Annotated in this window: 17 protein-coding genes; 13 read left to right on the top strand and 4 right to left on the bottom strand. The window is 36.3% G+C overall.

Features of this window, described 5'->3' with window-relative positions:
* Nucleotides 1-35: 35 nt before the first annotated feature.
* Nucleotides 36-203 carry a hypothetical protein gene (locus tag SH601_RS05430; RefSeq protein ID WP_319957240.1) on the bottom strand — a complete coding sequence of 56 codons (168 nt, stop codon included), beginning with the start codon at nt 201-203 and terminating at the stop codon, nt 36-38.
* Nucleotides 204-914: 711 nt separating this feature from the next.
* Here SH601_RS05430 and SH601_RS05425 point away from each other — a divergent pair.
* A complete protein-coding gene (locus SH601_RS05425) occupies nt 915-1,133 on the top strand; it encodes a hypothetical protein (protein ID WP_319957239.1) in 219 nt (72 codons plus the stop codon).
* 480 nt (nt 1,134-1,613) lie between these two features.
* Here SH601_RS05425 and SH601_RS05420 read toward each other — a convergent pair whose 3' ends face one another.
* The gene (locus SH601_RS05420) at nt 1,614-2,396 is read right to left on the bottom strand and encodes an HAD family hydrolase (protein ID WP_319957238.1); all 783 of its coding nucleotides are present in this window, start codon (nt 2,394-2,396) and stop codon (nt 1,614-1,616) included.
* Nucleotides 2,397-2,620: 224 nt separating this feature from the next.
* Between SH601_RS05420 and SH601_RS05415 the strand changes: the two genes are divergently transcribed.
* From SH601_RS05415 to SH601_RS05395, 5 genes are all read left to right on the top strand, one after another.
* Nucleotides 2,621-3,535, top strand: a complete 915-nt coding sequence (locus SH601_RS05415; RefSeq protein ID WP_319957237.1) for a YybS family protein — start codon at nt 2,621-2,623, stop codon at nt 3,533-3,535.
* Between the two features lie 29 nt (nt 3,536-3,564).
* Nucleotides 3,565-5,544: a DHH family phosphoesterase gene (locus SH601_RS05410; protein ID WP_319957236.1), complete on the top strand. Its 1,980-nt coding sequence runs from the start codon at nt 3,565-3,567 to the stop codon at nt 5,542-5,544.
* Nucleotides 5,541-5,987 (top strand): 50S ribosomal protein L9, encoded by a 447-nt coding sequence (gene rplI / locus SH601_RS05405; protein ID WP_319957235.1) that lies wholly within the window; start codon nt 5,541-5,543, stop codon nt 5,985-5,987. The genes SH601_RS05410 and rplI overlap by 4 nt, the downstream gene beginning before the upstream one ends.
* Before the next feature lie 76 nt (nt 5,988-6,063).
* Nucleotides 6,064-7,425: a replicative DNA helicase gene (dnaB, locus tag SH601_RS05400; protein ID WP_319957234.1), complete on the top strand. Its 1,362-nt coding sequence runs from the start codon at nt 6,064-6,066 to the stop codon at nt 7,423-7,425.
* A 429-nt stretch (nt 7,426-7,854) separates the two neighbouring features.
* Nucleotides 7,855-9,144 carry an adenylosuccinate synthase gene (locus SH601_RS05395; protein WP_319957233.1) on the top strand — a complete coding sequence of 430 codons (1,290 nt, stop codon included), beginning with the start codon at nt 7,855-7,857 and terminating at the stop codon, nt 9,142-9,144.
* Between the two features lie 48 nt (nt 9,145-9,192).
* Here the strand turns inward: SH601_RS05395 and SH601_RS05390 are convergent, their stop codons facing one another.
* Both SH601_RS05390 and SH601_RS05385 read right to left on the bottom strand, forming a co-directional pair.
* Complete coding sequence (locus SH601_RS05390) at nt 9,193-9,813, bottom strand: ATP-binding cassette domain-containing protein (RefSeq protein WP_319957232.1); 621 nt, start codon at nt 9,811-9,813, stop codon at nt 9,193-9,195.
* Between the two features lie 4 nt (nt 9,814-9,817).
* A complete protein-coding gene (locus SH601_RS05385) occupies nt 9,818-10,501 on the bottom strand; it encodes a hypothetical protein (RefSeq protein WP_319957231.1) in 684 nt (227 codons plus the stop codon).
* A 288-nt stretch (nt 10,502-10,789) separates the two neighbouring features.
* Between SH601_RS05385 and SH601_RS05380 the strand changes: the two genes are divergently transcribed.
* The 7 genes from SH601_RS05380 (at nt 10,790) to SH601_RS05350 (ending at nt 19,419) form a co-directional block, all read left to right on the top strand.
* Complete coding sequence (locus SH601_RS05380; protein WP_319957230.1) at nt 10,790-12,199, top strand: peptidoglycan DD-metalloendopeptidase family protein; 1,410 nt, start codon at nt 10,790-10,792, stop codon at nt 12,197-12,199.
* Nucleotides 12,200-12,512: 313 nt separating this feature from the next.
* The gene (yycF, locus tag SH601_RS05375) at nt 12,513-13,217 is read left to right on the top strand and encodes a response regulator YycF (protein ID WP_319957229.1); all 705 of its coding nucleotides are present in this window, start codon (nt 12,513-12,515) and stop codon (nt 13,215-13,217) included.
* Between the two features lie 6 nt (nt 13,218-13,223).
* A complete protein-coding gene (walK, locus tag SH601_RS05370) occupies nt 13,224-15,050 on the top strand; it encodes a cell wall metabolism sensor histidine kinase WalK (RefSeq protein WP_319957228.1) in 1,827 nt (608 codons plus the stop codon).
* Nucleotides 15,047-16,414 carry a YycH family regulatory protein gene (locus SH601_RS05365; protein ID WP_319957227.1) on the top strand — a complete coding sequence of 456 codons (1,368 nt, stop codon included), beginning with the start codon at nt 15,047-15,049 and terminating at the stop codon, nt 16,412-16,414. Before walK ends, SH601_RS05365 begins: the two co-directional genes overlap by 4 nt.
* Nucleotides 16,395-17,333, top strand: a complete 939-nt coding sequence (locus tag SH601_RS05360) for a two-component system regulatory protein YycI (protein ID WP_319957226.1) — start codon at nt 16,395-16,397, stop codon at nt 17,331-17,333. Before SH601_RS05365 ends, SH601_RS05360 begins: the two co-directional genes overlap by 20 nt.
* Nucleotides 17,334-17,336: 3 nt before the next feature.
* The gene (locus tag SH601_RS05355; RefSeq protein ID WP_319957225.1) at nt 17,337-18,134 is read left to right on the top strand and encodes an MBL fold metallo-hydrolase; all 798 of its coding nucleotides are present in this window, start codon (nt 17,337-17,339) and stop codon (nt 18,132-18,134) included.
* 46 nt (nt 18,135-18,180) lie between these two features.
* Nucleotides 18,181-19,419 (top strand): S1C family serine protease, encoded by a 1,239-nt coding sequence (locus SH601_RS05350; RefSeq protein ID WP_319957224.1) that lies wholly within the window; start codon nt 18,181-18,183, stop codon nt 19,417-19,419.
* Nucleotides 19,420-19,490: the final 71 nt, after the last annotated feature.

Genomic DNA, 19,490 nt, shown 5'->3' with positions numbered 1-19,490 from the left:
AATGTACTTAAAAAGTGCTTTTTTGAGTTATTTCATTAATAAAAAGTAAAACTTGTAAATATAGCTAAACAACTGATCAAAATGCCCAGTGAAATGAATAGCTGTAGTTTTTCTCTTTTTTTCTTTTTTAATTCTATAAAAAAAGTAATAGCCCCAAATAATATTCCTAGTATACTGGCTATTTGTAATAATAGCGTAGACATAGAATTAACCTCCGATTCCACGTATGATAGTTCATGGTGCTTCGCCTTTCAATTATGCCTTTAATTTTTAACGATCTTCCTATAACCAATAATGAGCCCGCATGCCAATAAACCAAATCCGACAAAATATGTCGCAAAATTTGGATATAGTAAACTTGTATAGGTTATGAAATTCTGATAAAAGTGAGCAAAGCAGGATGATAGCTAAAGGATAATTAACAGGAAAATAAAGCCCGCTAGTTAGTGATAGAGGCTGTATTTGTACATTTATTATTACCATAAACAGAAAATTTTATAGGTTTAATATACCAGTTTTTTTGGAATTGCATCTATAAATATAGTAAAATTGTTTTGATTACAATGAAGTTTGAGGTGATTACATGGATTCTGATTACTTGAATTTAATAGCAAATATTCTATTTTTATTCGTGTATGTGCTAGGCATTTGCATAGTCGGTTATCGGCTATTTAAGGGGAATGTTAAGAAAACCAATGAAAATAACATTTTTATTGCTATAGGAATGATTTTGTTAATAGTTTCAACAGTACACTATTCAATAAAGATTATTGCTGGTTTAATTTCAATCATATTGCTGATTTTGAATAACAAAAAACGGAAAAAACAATAGGATAATCTAAATAGACCTCTACTATGTTGTGAGGTCTATTGTTATGTATTATCATAACTTACTTTACTTAGGAGGAATGGCGTTGAAGCAGAAAATCACTCAGGCTAAAGCCTTGGCGCATCGAAATGCTACTTATACTTTTATGCTTTTCTATTTCGTAACAATTATTTTAAATGATATGTTCTTTGGTATCGAAGAGTTAGATTATAAATTTCTATTTTCTATAGTACTTCTATCTATGCTGTTAGTCCATTATGTAACGCTTCGATACTCCTCTAGGACTACAAAACAATCTGAATAAGCCCTTTTCAAATAAATAACTTGTATTTAAAAAGGGCTTCCCTCAGAAGTATTCAATTACGGAACAATAAGAGCACTACAAACTATATGGATCATCGTCCTTTCTTTTCTTTCTAACAGTTGCTAAGGACGATTCGATTTTTCGGATGCATTTAAAAGTTAGTAGAGACAAAAAGGTTAAAATAATGCTGTCAGGGGGCTGGGAAAAAAGCATAATTAAATAAGAAAAATCCGAACATTGAAATATGCTCAAACATCGCTTCGGCAAAACACTTCGCTTTCCGCGGGCACGGCTTCAGCTAACTGTGTGAAGAAAAGCACTTCACACAGTGGATCTTCAGCTCGTGCTATTCCCGCAGGAGTCTACGTATTTTGCCTACGCTTAGCATAGAATTGTTCGGATTCTCATTCTCCCTATTTAATTATGTCCCAGCCTCTTTATGGATTATCTGCACTTTCATCATCTCACCTTCATTGTATTTTAAAGCTTCGCTAGCACATCAAACAATTCTTCTAAATGCTTAATCTCGTATGTAGGTTGTACATCTTGAGCAGTTTTATTTTCACGGTTAATCCAGACATTTTTGATTCCAGTGCGATTTGCGCCGAGAATGTCTGTCATGAGATTATCGCCAACCATGATTGCTTCGTCATTCGAGATGTTAGCTGTTTCTAATACATGCTCGAAAATACTTGGATCCGGTTTTCCTTTGCCGAAACCGCCGGAGATAATAATATGATCAAAGTATTGCTTTAATTCAGGAGTAATGGTTAGTTTTGTATTTTGTAAATCTGGTGAACCATTTGTTAGCATGACTAATTGATAATCATGTTGTAGTTTTTCGAGAACAGAATAGGTTTCTTCATAGACAAATGGATTTTTCTTGCGATTTTCAGGGAATTGTTCGGCTAAATATGCACCAAATGTAGCATCATCAATACCAAGCTGTCTCAAGCCATTTATCCAAGCATCTTTACGATAGTTTGGAACGATTTCCGCCATTTTTTTAAAATATGTATGATCATCAAGAAAATTTCCCCATAGTCCTTCAAATGGATTAATTCCGATCATTTGAGTGAATTCGTATGTTTCATATCCTTGATAGAGTTTGCGTGCTTCATCGCGAACGGCTTCTTCTAATTGTTCCGCATCAACACCGAATTTATCTGTTGCTAGTTGACAAGTTTTTTCAAAGGCTGTTTTGACACTCTTTTTATCCCATAAAAGTGTATCATCCAGATCAAAAATAATCGTTTTTACCACTTATAACGCCTCCTCAGGTACATTCTTCTTACATTATACGGTATAACAGGTGGAAGTGCATTAGCTAGCGGAATATTTTTCAATATTCGAGCGAATCGATTTGATTTGTCGAGGTATTATGGATCGTATATAATGAATATAGTAATAGTGAACGTTGATGAAAGCACAGCGCTTTTTCTGCTGTGCTTTTTCAAGCAAATAGATGTAGTAAAGGTGGTTTCTTAATGAATCAAGAGCCTATAAAGAAAGACTTTTTTATATATGTGGCTAGTTATTTATTGCTCCTGTTTCTAACAATGTTTTTTCCGTTAGCGATGGTTTTATTACCAATCCCAATTGTTTTATTGGTAAAAGGCTATTCCGTGAAATGGTCAGCAATAGGGGGGCTTATTTTTCTGATTTTCGCCTCATTTGTTATTCCAGTATTCTCACTTCCTGTAACACTGTTAGCAATAATTAGTGGTGGAATGATCGGTTGGAGTATCAAGCAAGGGCAACACCCATATGAAACATGGGCAAAAGGTACGACTGGTTTTGTGTTAGGGCTAGTGCTTATTTATGTGTATATCGAAGTAGTTCTTCAGATTTCGATTATTGATACGTTTAATCAGACAATGGATGAATCTCTACAAATGACAGCGGAACTGTTCAAGACGGTTGGTTTAGAACAGAATCTCGATCAAGTTCGTGAAGAGGTGGCCAATCTGTTGCAGTTGTTGCCTGTCATATTAGCTGTTATTTCGATGGTAATGGCAATCATCACACAATGGATAAGCTACAAACTAATCAATAAGGTATATAAGGAAAAATTATATTTCCCGCCGTTTCGCAATTTCCAATTACCTAAGGTGATATTGTGGTTATACTTTATTATTTTAGTAATTTCCTTTTTTGCGTTAGATCCTTCTACGACAGCGTGGATGATCATAACAAATATTTATCAGTTAGCAGGCATATTGATGGCTCTACAAGGATTATCATTCCTTTTCTTTTATAGCTATACGAAGAAAAAATCACTTGTATTACCGATTTTAGCTATTGTCTTAGTTATAATTTATCCTTTTATGGGTCTTTATTTGCTAAGAATATTAGGTATAATTGATTTAGGTTTCGAAATGAGAAAAAGAATGGCAAAGTAAAGGGTACTATTAGTTAGGAGCTGACAACAATGCCGAATGTAAAAGATAAACCAGTGGCCATGGGCAAACATATTATAGGGGTGTATATTTTATCCTTCGCCCTATTAGTGTTTTTATATTATTATCACTGGATAATTGGTATCGTCATGACAGTGCTATTTGCTATTTCATTATATTATAGCATTAAGCGTGAAAAGCAACTGGTTGACCAAACGGAGGCATATATATCTACACTTTCCTATCGTGTTAAAAAAGTTGGCGAAGAAGCCCTGTTAGAGATGCCAATTGGAATTATCTTATATGGAGAAGACAATCAAATTGAGTGGGCTAATCCTTATATGAGCCAATTCGCAGAGGTTGATTCTTTAATAGGTGAACAACTCCATATCTTATCAAATGAGTTCCCTTCTCATTTGAAGGATGATACGGAGTCCTTTTGGTTAACAATCGATCAATATGATTGTCAAATATTCCATAAGAAGGAAGAACGATTGTTATATATATTCGACCGTACAGACCAAACGGAGCTTCATACACTTTATCAAAATGAAAAAACGGTGCTTGGGATTATCTTTTTAGATAACTATGAAGAAATCACACAGAATATGGATGATACAGCAAGGAGTCAAATTAACTCACAAGTTACCTCTATTTTAAATAAGTGGTCAAATGAAAATGGCATTTATTTAAAACGAACATCACAAGAACGCTTTTTGGCTGTAATGAATCAAACGATTTTAGCAGACTTAGAAAAAGCGAAATTTGAAATTTTAGATGAAGTTCGAGAGTTAATTACCGATAAAAACGTACCATTGACATTAAGTATAGGGGTTGGCTTAGGTAGTGAGAGTTTACCAAGTTTAGGTGAACTGACACAATCAAGTCTGGATTTGGCATTAGGTCGAGGTGGAGACCAGGTAGTTATTAAGGATGACGAGTCTAGTAAAGTACGTTTCTATGGTGGAAAGACCAATCCAATGGAGAAACGAACAAGAGTAAGGGCACGAGTAATTTCCCATGCCTTGAAGGAATTAGTTAAAGAAAGTGACCAAGTGCTTGTTATGGGACATAAATCACCTGATATGGACTCGATTGGATCGGCTATTGGTGTGCTGAAGGTAGCACAGGCAAATGATGTAGAAGGATATGTAGTGCTTGATGATAATGATATAAATACAGGTGTGCAACGTTTAGTTGATGAAATGAAAGAACATGAAGAATTGTGGTCACACTTTATTGATCCCGGATCGGCATTAGATATTGTGACAAAGAACACGCTACTTGTTATAGTAGATACACACAAGCCGTCCTTAGTACAGGAATCGAAGCTCATTAATAAAATAGAGCATGTGGTGATTATTGATCATCATCGTAGAGGAGAAGAGTTTGTCGATAATCCGACACTTGTTTATATGGAGCCATATGCTTCATCTACCGCAGAGCTTGTTACAGAACTGCTAGAGTATCAGCCAAGTAAGTTGTCTTTATCAATGCTAGAATCAACTGCCTTATTAGCAGGGATTATCGTTGATACGAATAGCTTTACATTAAGAACAGGATCGAGAACATTTGATGCAGCCTCTTATTTGCGTTCAAGAGGAGCAGATACCGTTTTAGTACAGAAGTTTCTGAAAGAAGATTTAGATATTTATGTGAAGCGAAGCAGGTTAATTGAAAATACCAATATCTATCGTGGTAATATAGCTATATCGGTAGGGAATTCAAGGGAAAAATATGGACCAGTGATTATTGCCCAAGCAGCAGACACGTTATTAATGATGACAGGAGTCGAAGCCTCGTTTGTGATCTCTGTCAGGGAAGATGGCAGAGTTGGTATTAGCGCAAGGTCACTTGGAAATATCAATGTCCAAGTCATGATGGAAAAAATGAATGGTGGCGGACATTTAACAAATGCTGCGACTCAATTAGATGATATGGCAGTTATCGATGCTTATGAGTGGTTGAAAGATATTATCGATAACTATTATGAAGGAGGAGAATCGGAATGAAAGTAATTTTTACACAAGACGTTAAAGGGAACGGAAAAAAAGGGGAAGTAAAAAACGTATCAGATGGATATGCACGTAACTATTTGATTAAAAATAATTTAGCGATTGAAGCAAATCAAGCAAATATGAAAGCTCTTGATGCGAAGAAAAAGAAAGCGAAGCAATTAGAGCAAGAAGAAGTAGAAGCAGCTAAACAATTAAAAGAAAACTTAGCAAACTTAGAAGTGAAAGTAACAGCTAAATCAGGTGATGGTGGTCGCTTATTCGGTTCTATTACAAGTAAGCAAATTGCAGAAGTATTGAAGAAAGATCACCAAATCAAAATGGACAAGCGTAAAATTGAATTAGATCAACCAATTCGTGCATTAGGTTATACAAATGTGCCAGTGAAAATTCACCCGGAAGTTTCAGGTACAATAAGAGTCCATGTAGTAGAAGCGTAAAAGTTCGGGGAAGTATATATTACTTCCCTTTTTCTAATGAAGAATAGCCATCGTAAGTGAGGAAGGAGGATATGAGATGTCTGATGTTATGCAAGGAAGAACACCACCACATAATATTGAAGCGGAGCAAGCCATTCTAGGGGCGATTTTCTTAGAGCCAGAGGCGATATCTAGTGCAACAGAGATGTTAACGCCAGAAGATTTTTATCGTGCTAGTCACCAGATTATTTATCGCGTTATGCTATCACTGGCAGATAAAGGCGAGCCGATTGATATCGTTACGACGACGACTGCTTTGGCGAATAGTCAGCAATTAGATGATGTTGGTGGAGTATCCTATTTAAGTGATTTAGCAAATGCTGTGCCTACTGCAGCGAATATCGCCTATTACTGTAAGATCGTTGAAGAGAAATCGATTTTAAGAAGGCTTATTCGTACAGCGACAGAGATTGTAACGGATAGTTTTTCAAAGGAAGATGAAGTAGAAGAAGTATTGAATGAATCGGAAAAACGAATATTAGAAGTGTCTAATCGTCAGAATGCTTCATCTTTTAAAAATATAAAAGATGTCTTAATAGATGTGTATGATAACATTGATCAGCTGCATAAAAACCAAGGAGAGGTTACAGGAATACCGACAGGGTTTCGTGACTTAGACAGGATTACATCAGGGTTTCAACGTAATGACTTGATTATTGTTGCGGCAAGGCCATCTGTTGGTAAGACCGCCTTTGCCCTAAATATTGCGCAAAATGTCTCGATTAAAACAGATGAAAATGTTGCTATCTTTAGTTTGGAGATGGGGGCAGATCAGCTTGTTTCTCGTATGATCTGTGCCGAAGGGAATATTGATGCACAGCGCCTGCGTACAGGTTCTCTGGAAGAAGAAGACTGGGGCCGATTATCGATGGCGATGGGAAGCTTATCTAATGCAGGTATCTTTATTGATGATACGCCAGGGATTAGAGTAAGTGAAATTCGTTCGAAATGTCGTCGTTTAAAGCAAGAACACGGTCTCGGCATGATTTTAATCGATTATTTGCAACTTATTCAAGGTAGTGCAGGTTCACAGGAAAACCGTCAACAGGAGGTATCGGAAATCTCTCGTTCCTTAAAAGGATTAGCAAGGGAGTTGAATGTACCGTTAATTGCTTTATCTCAGCTTTCACGTGGGGTAGAATCTCGTCAGGATAAACGTCCGATGATGTCCGACTTACGTGAATCAGGAAGTATTGAGCAGGATGCCGATATTGTAGGATTCTTATATCGTGATGATTATTATGATAAAGAATCAGAAAAGCAAAATATTATTGAGATTATTTTGGCAAAACAACGTAACGGTCCTGTTGGTACAGTAGAGCTAGCCTTTGTAAAAGAATATAATAAATTCGTCGACTTGGATCATCGTTACCAAGATAGTGACGTACCACCAGCGTAGGTGTGGTAATCGAAAAAGGGCGTATGTTGAAGTGTTACTATCAACATACGCCCTTTTTTAAACTTCTGCTTATAGAAGACCACCAAGAAGACCGCCAACAAGTCCTGTAACTACATCAAGAAGACCTACGATTAAATCCATGGATGCTCCTCCTCTCGTATTAGCACTTGTAAGTAACTATACTAGTAAAAAAAGATAGAAGATATTAAGAGATAAAGAATTTTTTAACTATATTAGGATGGATTCCTTCTTTTTGCTGAATAGCATAATAAATGATAGAACATAATAGTAAATAGTGCTTTACATACAGTTTTTAACGAACAATAATGTACATATCGATAAAAATGTTCGTCATTTAATTGACATTGTTCGTTAACATTGGTAGAATTAGTTCGGAATGAATAATTTAATTAGGCGGAGGTGCCGTTTATGTCTTCAGTAGTCGTTGTTGGAACACAATGGGGAGACGAAGGAAAAGGTAAGATTACAGACTTTCTTTCACAAAACGCAGAGGTAGTAGCAAGATATCAAGGTGGTAATAATGCAGGTCATACAATTAAATTTGATGGCATTACATACAAGCTACACTTAATACCTTCAGGAATATTTTTTGATGATAAAATTTGTGTATTAGGAAATGGTATGGTAATTGACCCGAAAGCAATGGTCGAAGAATTGAAGTATTTACATGACAAAGATGTTAACACAGATAACTTACGTATTAGTAATCGTGCACATGTCATTTTACCGTATCATATTAAATTAGATATTTTACAAGAAGAAGATAAAGGTGCGAACAAAATCGGTACAACACGTAAAGGTATTGGTCCAGCTTATATGGACAAGGCTGCTCGTGTCGGAATTCGTATTGCTGATTTATTAGATAAAGAGGCTTTCCGTGAGAAATTAGAAAGCAACTTGAGCGAGAAAAATCGTCTCTTTGAAAAAGTATATGAAACAGACCGTATCGAAGTAGAAGATATTCTAGAAGAATATTATGAATATGGACAGCAATTGAAGAAGTATGTAGTAGATACATCCGTTGTATTAAACGATGCATTAGATGCTGGTCGTCGTGTTCTTTTCGAAGGGGCACAAGGGGTTATGTTAGATATTGACCAAGGTACCTATCCATTTGTTACATCATCTAACCCAATTGCTGGTGGTGTAACGATCGGTTCTGGTGTCGGTCCTTCTAAAATCGACCATGTTGTAGGTGTTTCAAAAGCATATACAACACGTGTTGGTGATGGTCCATTCCCGACGGAATTACATGATGAAATTGGTGACAAGATTCGTGAAGTTGGTAATGAATATGGTACAACAACAGGCCGTCCGCGTCGTGTTGGTTGGTTTGATAGTGTCGTTGTACGCCACGCTCGCCGTGTAAGTGGTATTACCGACTTATCATTGAATTCCATTGATGTGTTAACAGGTATTGAAACATTGAAGATTTGTACAGCTTACAAGTACAAAGGTGAAATTATGGAAGAATTCCCTGCTAGCTTGAATGTACTAGCAGAGTGTGAGCCTGTTTATGAAGAATTACCAGGCTGGACAGAGGATATTACAGGTGTGAGAAGCTTGCATGAGTTACCAGCGAATGCTCGTCATTATTTAGAGCGTATCTCACAATTAACAGGTATTCCGTTATCTGTGTTCTCTGTAGGACCAGACCGTTCACAAACAAATGTAGTAAGAAGCGTATATAGTAATTAAGAAGCGCTATATGAAGAATCCGAACTATTTTTTAGTTCGGATTCTTTCTTATGCTTTACTGATAGGTGTAGATAGTTTAGTTAATTCATTTGGCTTTAATTGAAAAGTTTCCATGTGTGGAAATGCTTGTAGTGGTTCTGTTTCGTGTGGTGTAAGAATGATTCCTTTGTTTTGTTGTAATAGTCGCTTCAACTGTGCAGTTATAAAATGTTTTCCTCGCTCATCCACTCCTGCAAATGGTTCATCGAAGACATACCATTTTCTCTCCAAACTGCAAATCGTCGCAAAATAGAGTTTTTTCCGTTCGCCACCAGATAAAATGCCAACTTTTTTATTCCACAGAGGTTCTAAATCATATAGTGCGCCATTTTCTTCGGCAAATTGGAAAAATGCTTGTTTAGCAGATTTTATTCCTTCTAATTGGTAGACAAATTGCACAAAGTCTTTTCCTTTCAGCTTGTGAGAAAAGAATAATGTTTGATTGAGATAGACTAATTGTTGATTGCCTGTAATGCTGCCACTATATTTATTATTAATACGACAAATACAATCAAGTAAGGTTGTTTTCCCAACACCATTATCTCCTTTAAGATGATTGAGCGTAAGATCGAATTGGCCATTTATATTGGTTAAAATGGATTTATAGGTTAATTGGTTAACTTCTATCATTGCCTTACCTCCTCTCTTCTGAGAATGCTGTGAATGTTCTTGCACTGAAAAGCCCAATTAAAAGACATAACAATGCGATAAGCAGATAAATAACGATTTGTTGAAACGATTCAATATAAATAAGATTAGCTATATAGACTAGCGGGTGAATCAGGCCAAGCGGTAGTTTAAACGACATAGTAAATAAAAGAATAAAGGTTATGATTCCCATAATGCCAGACAATGTTTCATACTTCACCTTTCTCAACAAAACGAAGCTGAAGCTGAGAAATCCAAACGGAATGGATAACAGCAACATTTTTAAAGATAGATGTAATACATCGACAATAGAAAATGGAAAAATCAAGCAAACAATAATATTAAAAACAGTAAAACTAATAATAATCGTGACTAATTGTGTGATAAGACAAGGCAGTAGAAAACGTACTCTCGTATCTGCAATGGAAAAGTATGTTTTAAGTGTACTATAATTCCGTAACTTAATTGCATGCATCCCGATACCATATACAAAGGTCATAAAGATGATGATAACCCAGAAGAAGCGAATATCATCAATCGAGTGGATTGAATCTAAATTAACGTTTAGTAGGAGGAACAAAGATGGAATCATAATAGACCAAATAAGGGTTACTTTTTCCTTTAAAAGCGTTTTGATATGTAATTGACAATAAGCAAGTATGATAGCCAATGATATAATCACTCCTTTTTGAGAAAATTTAGATAAAATAATGTTATATTTTAACAAAATATCTTTTGGTAAATCAAGCGTTTTTAAACAATTTTTTCATGAATCAAGTGTACGAGTATGCACTTATTGTTATAAAACATGTAATTTATTGGGTGTTTCTATACACTTTTGTTACATTATGATTAAAAATGTTTTATACTATCTTGTTTTATGATAGATTGAGAGGCGTATATTGTTCGAATTAAAGATAAATAGATAGAATATTTGGGATAGTAGGAGGAAGCCTTAATGCGTTTTAGTTGGAAAAAGGCGATGAAGTGGTTAACTGCCGCAAGTGTTGTCGGTATCGGTCTAACTGCACAAACTGTTTTTGCAGAGGAATCATCGTTGACTAAGGTATATCACGTTTATGTAGATAGTGATTATGCAGGAACAGTAGATGACAAGGAAATCGTAGAAGATTACATCATAGATAAAATAGCAGAAAAGCAATCGGATGAGGATGAACTTACATATACGATCAATGAGGAGATTCGTTATGTACCAGAGCAAGTGTTCTCTCCAGAAGCTGATGATCAGAAAGTAATAGATTATTTAGATGATGAACTAACAGTAGCAGTTGAAGCGGAAGCATTAGTAGTTGGAGACGATGTTGTTGGTTATTTTGCTAATGAAGAGGTAGCAGAAGAAGTCATTCAAGCATATCAAGAACAATTTGTCAGTAAGGATGAATTAGATAAAATAGATAATGACTCAGACCAACAATCTGAATCATTATCTGTAGGGGAGTATACTATTATAGACGTATCATTAACAGATAAAGTTTCAACAAAAACAAAAAAAGTTGCAAAAGATGATGTTTTATCTGTTGATGAGGGAGTAACTTTACTAGAAAAAGGAAAATTAGAAACGAAAAAGCACAAAGTCAAAGACGGAGAAGTACTTGGTGCTATTGCTAATAAATATGACCTTTCTCTAGATGAACTATTAGCATTAAATGAAGATTTAACGGAAGATGATACGATTAAGCCAGGTGATAAATTAAATGTTACGGTAAATGAGCCGTATGTAGAAGTACGTGTCGTCGAAGAAAATGTAAAAGAAGAAGAACTGGACTATGAGACGGAAATAGAAAAAACCGATGATTTATACAAAGGTGAAGAAGAAGTCAAACAAGAAGGTAAGAACGGAACGGTTGAGAAGCAATACCGTCTAGAAAAAGTAAATGGTAAGACAGTTGAGAAAGAAGTAATTGATGAAAATGTAGTAGAAGAACCTGTTGATGAAGTTATTGTGAAGGGGACCAAAGAAGTATCCTCTCACGGTACGGGCGATTTCCACTGGCCAGCAGTAGGTGGATATATTTCTAGTCATATGGGAGAACGATGGGGTAGGTTCCATAAAGGGATTGATATTGCTGGTGTAAGTGATCGTTCTATTTTAGCTGCTGACAATGGAACAGTTGTATCTACTGGATATGATAGCAGTGGTTACGGCAATAAAATTGTGATTGATCATAACAATGGTTATCGTACATTGTATGGACATCTAGACTCTATCGATGTATCAGCAGGACAAACAATTGAAAAAGGCCAAAAGATCGGTGTAATGGGAGCAACAGGCCGTTCAACAGGCGTCCACTTACATTTTGAAGTTCGCAAAGATGGAGCACTAAAAAACCCGACAGACTATTTATAAAGTGAGACTTCAGTTATTGTGAGTTTTTGATTTCTTGTTGTCAAATGAATCTTGACATATGGAAACAGCGGACTTTTGCACAAAGAATATGTTTAATAGTTAACTAAATGGTAGAAAACCCTTGTTACACGAAATAGTAGCAAGGGTTTTTGCATATAAATGGAGACTCCAATCAGCGGGGACAGACATTTTTGCTGGACACTAATTATCTAGATTGCAAAACATTATATATAGCAGCTATAAGACATTTCTTAACATTTCGGTTAGAATAGATATAGGCTAAAAAATCATGAAAGAAAAGGACGTGCATTTTATGAGTCAAAAAATATTAGTGGTAGACGATGAAAAACCAATTGCAGATATATTGAAATTTAATTTAGAAAAAGAAGGATATGACGTACTTTGTGCACATGATGGTGAAGAGGCAATTGAACTTGCTGTCAATGAAGATCCTGATTTAATTTTATTAGATATTATGTTACCAAAGAAAGATGGTAATGAAGTATGTCGAGAAGTACGAAAAACACATAGCATGCCTATTATTATGTTAACGGCAAAAGACGCTGAAATTGATAAAGTATTAGGTCTGGAACTTGGCGCGGATGACTATGTAACCAAACCATTCAGTAACCGAGAATTAATCGCACGAGTAAAAGCTAATTTAAGACGTTTACAAGTAGAACCAGTCAGCCAAAAGAATGAAACATCCGATATAACAGTTGGTTCCCTTGTTATTCACCCTGATGCATATACGGTGACAAGAGACGGAGAATACATTGAACTGACCCACCGAGAATTTGAATTATTACACTATTTAGCTCGCCATATTGGTCAAGTAATGACGAGAGAACATCTTTTAGAGACAGTATGGGGTTATGATTACTATGGTGATGTTCGTACGGTAGATGTAACCGTAAGACGTTTACGAGAAAAAATTGAGGATAACCCAAGTAATCCATTGTGGATTGTTACAAGACGAGGTGTCGGCTATTATTTGCGAAATCCTGAACAGGGGTAATGTTTAATGAATCAAGTTAGTTTTTTTCAATCTATTCGTTTAAAGATTATTGTGATTCTTTCTTTGTTTTTACTATTGGCTATTCAAGTAATTGGTTCCTATTTTGGTCAACAATTAGAAACAACTTTGTTAGCAAGTCACAAGGACAATGTTGATGAACGATTGCAAGTATTAGTAACCAATTTAGAAGAAGCCTTTCGTACAGAAAGAAGCGATGATGAAGAAGGTCCTACGTTACAAGAAGAAGTTCGCGATATAACGTCACGATATTCTAGTGATATGTTTTCAGAGCTACAAGTCATTGATTCCCAATTCCGTGTATTAGGTGCTAATAGTATCAATATGATAGGGAAGAAGATATCAGGGAATAGTAGTATTCGTCTTGCATTACTGCATGGTCAGCCGGATAAGGACACGAGGAGGAACAAGGAATCTTCTGATCGTGTCTACGTTCGGACAGTACCTATTATGGATGGTGATGTGACAGTAGGAGCAATCTATTCAGAAGCTTCTATTGAAGGTGTCTACAATCAGTTACAAGAGATTAATCAAATTTTCCTGAACGGGACACTTTTAGCCATTATCGTATCTGTTATTTTAGGTGTGCTTGTAGCCCGAACCATTACAAAGCCAATTACCGAAATGAGAAGGCAAGCAATGGTAATGGCACGAGGGGACTTTTCGCGTAAGGTAAATGTGTATGGACAGGACGAAATTGGTCAGCTTGCAATGACGTTTAATGATATGAATGATCGGCTGAAATTAGCGAATCAATCAACAGAGGAAGAGCGTAGAAAGCTTAGTACGATTCTGTCTAAGATGTCTGATGGTGTTATCGCAACAGACGAAGAAGGAAACATAACGGTAATGAATGAACCTGCTCAACGATTAATTGGTATAACGTTAAATGATGCGAAAGGATTACCGTTAAAAGAAGTTTTACAAGTAGAGGATAAGGTAGTCGATGTGAAGGAATTAGAGGAAATAGGTTCTTTAACGATCGATTTCAGTGATGACGACCAATTATTCCTTATTAAAGCGAACTTCACTATTGTGCAGGATGAAGAAGGCAATTTTAATGGATTAATTACGGTAATAAGTGATGTTACCGAGCAAGAGAAGGTAGATAGGGAACGTAGGGAATTCGTTTCTAACGTATCACATGAGCTACGTACACCGTTAACAACGATGAGAAGTTATTTAGAGGCGTTAACAGATGGTGGCGCATTGGAGGACAAGGAGTTAGCACCACGATTTTTACAAGTTACACAAGATGAAACAGAACGGATGATTCGACTAGTTAATGATTTATTACAATTGTCGAAAATGGATCATAAAGAAAGCACGATGTATAAAAAACGGCTTGATATTGTGCCGATGTTTCATCAAATTTTAGATCGATTTGAAATGAATAAGACAGAAAAGATTTATTTTGAACGGAAAATACCGGAGGAAAGTATTTCGGTTTGGTTGGATCAGGATAAGATTACCCAAGTAACAGATAATATTATGTCCAATGCTATTAAATACTCTCCTGAAGGTGGGAAAATCACTTTACAACTTGTGAAGGAACCACACCGTGTTCGTATTAGTATTAGCGATCAAGGGTTAGGAATTGCACGAGAAAAGTTAGATAAGATTTTTGACCGTTTTTATCGTGTGGACAAAGCCCGTTCACGAGAATTAGGTGGTACAGGATTAGGATTGGCTATTTCCAAGGAAATAATTGAGGGGCATCATGGTCACATTTGGGCTTCTAGTAAGGAAGGACAAGGGACGACTGTTTATTTTACACTACCGCTAACGAAACGAAAGCGAGGTAGTAAAAAATGAGAATAAATGTTGAGATTGTAAAGACTATATTGTTACTTTTTTTAGTTGCTCTAAGTATATTGCTAACATTAGGGATTTGGACATATCAGGGGGATTATGAGTCTTCAAGTAGTGAATTAATAGCAGAGGATGCCCAGCTAAATGGTACAGGCCAAACGAAAAAAGAATTAATTCAGCCATCACAAGTGCTTGTTCATCATTATGGGGAAACGACTGGATTTAGTGATAAACAAGAAGAAGTGGAGGTATTTCAAGATATTTCGGATTGGTCTCTATATGATTTCATGACGATTTCAACGGACAACATGGAGGATGCTGATGATATGGAGCATACGATTGAACTTATTTTCCCTACGTCTATTCCTGCATCGATGATTAGCGAGCTGTTTACGACAGATGATATTCCGTCTATGACTAGTAAGTTTGACCGTGTGTATATTTACATCGATAATGAGATGTCTAACCCGAAAGTCGTGTTTAAAAGTAATGATCGGGATGGCGTTAATATTCAGGCAAGCGTTCAAAACACCACACGTGTGATGGATTATTTCAGTCGTATGCAGTTAGTAAATGAGTTTATTCCATATAAAAAAGTAGAGGTTGCTGGCGATCGAACTATCTATATACCGAATGAGATTAATATTGAAGGAAAGAAATATCGTTATGAAGGTATTCCTGATGATTCTACTAACTTTAAGAATATCTTCTTCCGTAATCCGACAACAGTTGCTAGTTCACCAACGTATGATGGTGGTCGTGTTTATAGTGATGGACAACGTGAGGTGACGATTAAAGGCTATGCTATGGAATATATTGATTTTTCAGCGTCTGAAGAAAATAGCCAAGAATCAATTAGTCTAACAGAACCCTTAAGTGACTTTCTTATTACGAATTCGATTGAGTATGTGAATAGACATAATGGCTGGCTAGTGGATGAGGACCTGCGTTATCGCTTATATAATGTAAGCGAGTTTAGTCGTGAAGCAGAGTACCGTATGCTGTATCATAATTTCCCGGTTTTTTCGAGAGAGGGATTATCAACGATTATGGTGACGTATCAAAACCAGATGGAATATCAATATAACCGTCCGTTGATGCAGTTAACCTTTTCTTACGATCGAGCGTCCGATATATTAATGAATGGCGATGAATTATTAGAGTATATCGAGCAAACAGACCGATTTTCATTAGATAAAATAGTGGATATTCAATTGGGCTATCGTATTGAAGAACAGGCTGGTGGACAAGCGTTTGATTTAATACCAACATGGTGTATTGAGACGAATAACAGCTGGCAGTATGTAACGAGTGAAGACTATACTGCTACACAAGGAGGAGAATCAGATGCAATGGGGACAAATTAAAACACTGTTCATTCTTTGCTTTCTTATCCTTGATATCTTCTTGCTACATCATTACATTAGTAATCCAAGTGCGGTTTATGAATATACGGAAGAATTTCCTAGAGAAGATGATGTGCGAAACAATATATCTGGACTTGACTACTTGCCAGATAATGCCCCTACAGAGGAAGCTATTCTGTATGCTGCAACGAAAGAGTTTGATGAGGAAGACAGAGAAGAGATTGATGCATTACCAGATCAGAAAAAGGTTATTATAGATAACCAATTAATTTTTGCAGAGTTTGATAAGCCACTTAACATAAATATTGCCGAAAGCCCACAAGAATTGGCATCCTATGTTTGGGATTTTGATCAATATCAATATTTCGGTATGGATGAGGTAACAGATTCCTATATATTTTTTCAACAAATGGACCATCCCGTTTATTTTAATAAAAGCGGCTTGTTATTAGTTCACACGAATGAAGAGGGTGAAGTAACTGGCTATGTCCAAACAATCTTAGAAAAAACGGAAGATAGCTCAAGTCCAGAAGAAATCAATACACCATTCGAAGCATTAGCAGGGTTGTATTTTAATGATGGTTATATTACTTCTGGAGATGAAATAACGAAGGAAGTAGCGCTTGGTTATCATAACTTGTTACCATTGCCAAATGGTGTACAAGTGCTTGCTCCTACATGGCAATTCGAAGTAAATAGTGAACGATATTATTTCGTCAATGCGATAGAAAGCCACTTATCTTATCGAAATACGAAAGAATTTATTGATGAGGTAAAATATGATTTATTGAGCGATTTTAATAAGGACAGTAACGCTACTATTGAAGTTAGTGGGGAAGATTGGGATGAGGAAGAGATCGAACAATATTTAGTGGAAATTTTAGGAGAAGAAGAAATAGAAACAAATGGAGTGGAGTAAGATATGACGTTACATTTTAGTGTTTTAGCATCAGGTAGTACAGGGAATGCTTTTTATATAGGTACGGAGAACGAGAAGATTTTAGTGGATGCAGGCTTGAGTGGGAAGGAAATGACACGCCTTTTTTCAGAAATTGACGTCGATCCTTCTACCCTTTCAAAAATATTAGTAACACATGAACATAGTGACCATATTAAAGGGTTAGGTATATTTGCGAGAAAATATAACTTACCGATTTATGCGAATGAAAAAACATGGAAAGCAATGGATGGCGCAATTGGTAAAATTGATCTTGATCAAAAATTTATTTTTAACAAGGAAGAAACGCAAACGTTTGGTGACTTGGATGTCGAATCCTTTGCTGTTTCACATGATGCGGCTGATCCGATGTTTTATGCTTTTCATCATAATGGTAAGAAAGTGGCGTTAGTAACGGATTTAGGCTATGTTTCAGAGCGAATTAAGAAGACTGTATATGGTGCAGATGCATTAGTTTTTGAAGCGAATCATGATGTGGAAATGTTGAGAATGGGTCGTTACCCATGGAGTGTGAAGCGACGTATTTTAGGTGATAGTGGTCATGTTTCGAATGATGATTGTGCGGTTGCATTGAAAGATATTATTGATAATGAAACAAAGCGTATTTATTTAGCACATTTAAGCAAAGATAATAACATGAAGGAATTAGCAAGAATGTCTGTTGAGAATGGATTGAATGACTTTGGCTTTTCTGTTGGTGATCATGTCACATTACATGATACCGATCCAAAAATGCCAACACCTATCTATGAAGTAGTGTAAGAAGAGATTCGTGTCACCGCGACATATTAGGAAAGAGGTGAAGTAATTGGGCTATTATGATGATCATTATCCATCAAGACAAAAACCAAAAAGAAAGAGATGGTTAATGCCTTTTGTCATTGGGATTGTTTTAGGTGCATTTTTATTCGCTATATTACTACCATCTTTAGTGGGGAACAATTTACTACCATATCAAGTGGTAGTAGGTGATCATAATCAGTCAGCTAATCTCAACCAGTCAGACAATCGTGACAATGATACATTCTTTGGTGACGTTGACCAGATACAAGTAGACATCTCCTCAAAAATATCGGAGATTGTAGAGGATGTGTCACCAGCAGTTGTTGGGGTAGTTAACGTACAAAACCAAGCATCCTTCTGGCAAGAAAGAGAGGAAGTCGAACAAGGTACAGGTTCTGGAGTTGTGTATAAAATTACAGATGACAAAGCATATATTGTGACCAATCATCACGTTATTCAAGGAGCAGATCTAGTAGAAATTGTTTTATCTGATGAAACAAAGCTAGATGCGAACTTGATTGGTAGTGACCTGTATACAGATTTAGCGGTAATTGAAATGGATGCTAGTAATGTGAGCAAAGTAATCGAAATTGGCCGCTCAGCCAATGTACATGTTGGTGAGCCAGCAATTGCAATTGGTAATCCGCTAGGTCTACATTTATCTGGATCTGTCACACAAGGTATTATTAGTGGTAAGCAGCGCGCGATTCCACAAGATTTTACGATGGATGGTCGTGCGGATTGGCAAACAGAAGTTATTCAAACAGATGCAGCCATTAATCCCGGTAACAGTGGGGGTGCACTTCTAAATATGGATGGGCAATTAATTGGTATTAATTCGATGAAAATTGCTGAATCTGCTGTCGAGGGGATAGGTTTTGCGATTCCGATCGATGATGCAATTCCTATTATTGAAGAGTTAGAGCGTGATGGTGAAGTAAAACGGGCGTACTTAGGAATTGAAGCATATTCGTTAAACGATATTGCCAAAATAGAGTGGGACCGCAGCTTACATTTACCAGATGAGGTCGATGGAGGTATGTATATCCGCCATGTAGAGCCAATGTCACCAGCGGACCAAGGTGGATTAGCCGAATATGATGTCATAACAGCATTAGACGGTGAGCCTGTTTATGATATTGTCGATTTGCGAAAACATCTCTATTCGGAGAAAAATATAGGTGATAGCTTAACAATTACGTACTATCGTGAGGGTGAGAAGCAAGAAACGACAGTAGAATTAACATCCTTATCAAATGATTGAATAAGAAAAGCTTCGCAATTAGTGTGCGGAGCTTTTTCTTTATCCACATTAATGAATAGTTATTCACATCC

The sequence above is a fragment of the Gracilibacillus pellucidus genome (assembly GCF_033949965.1).
Classification (GTDB): domain Bacteria; phylum Bacillota; class Bacilli; order Bacillales; family Amphibacillaceae; genus Gracilibacillus; species Gracilibacillus pellucidus.
The sequence above is the reverse complement of the archived record's forward strand: the minus strand, read 5'-3'. Positions and strand labels throughout refer to the sequence as shown.

Excerpts from the sequence above, each read along its gene's own strand:
- SH601_RS05410 (WP_319957236.1), top strand. The coding sequence starts at position 3,565 with ATGCCGAATGTAAAAGATAAACCAGTGGCCATGGGCAAACATATTATA.
- SH601_RS05355 (WP_319957225.1), top strand. The coding sequence starts at position 17,337 with ATGACGTTACATTTTAGTGTTTTAGCATCAGGTAGTACAGGGAATGCT.
- SH601_RS05365 (WP_319957227.1), top strand. The coding sequence starts at position 15,047 with ATGAGAATAAATGTTGAGATTGTAAAGACTATATTGTTACTTTTTTTA.
- SH601_RS05380 (WP_319957230.1), top strand. The coding sequence starts at position 10,790 with ATGCGTTTTAGTTGGAAAAAGGCGATGAAGTGGTTAACTGCCGCAAGT.
- SH601_RS05390 (WP_319957232.1), bottom strand. The coding sequence starts at position 9,813 with ATGATAGAAGTTAACCAATTAACCTATAAATCCATTTTAACCAATATA.
- SH601_RS05395 (WP_319957233.1), top strand. The coding sequence starts at position 7,855 with ATGTCTTCAGTAGTCGTTGTTGGAACACAATGGGGAGACGAAGGAAAA.
- walK (WP_319957228.1), top strand. The coding sequence starts at position 13,224 with ATGAATCAAGTTAGTTTTTTTCAATCTATTCGTTTAAAGATTATTGTG.
- rplI (WP_319957235.1), top strand. The coding sequence starts at position 5,541 with ATGAAAGTAATTTTTACACAAGACGTTAAAGGGAACGGAAAAAAAGGG.
- dnaB (WP_319957234.1), top strand. The coding sequence starts at position 6,064 with ATGTCTGATGTTATGCAAGGAAGAACACCACCACATAATATTGAAGCG.
- yycF (WP_319957229.1), top strand. The coding sequence starts at position 12,513 with ATGAGTCAAAAAATATTAGTGGTAGACGATGAAAAACCAATTGCAGAT.
- SH601_RS05415 (WP_319957237.1), top strand. The coding sequence starts at position 2,621 with ATGAATCAAGAGCCTATAAAGAAAGACTTTTTTATATATGTGGCTAGT.
- SH601_RS05430 (WP_319957240.1), bottom strand. The coding sequence starts at position 203 with ATGTCTACGCTATTATTACAAATAGCCAGTATACTAGGAATATTATTT.
- SH601_RS05360 (WP_319957226.1), top strand. The coding sequence starts at position 16,395 with ATGCAATGGGGACAAATTAAAACACTGTTCATTCTTTGCTTTCTTATC.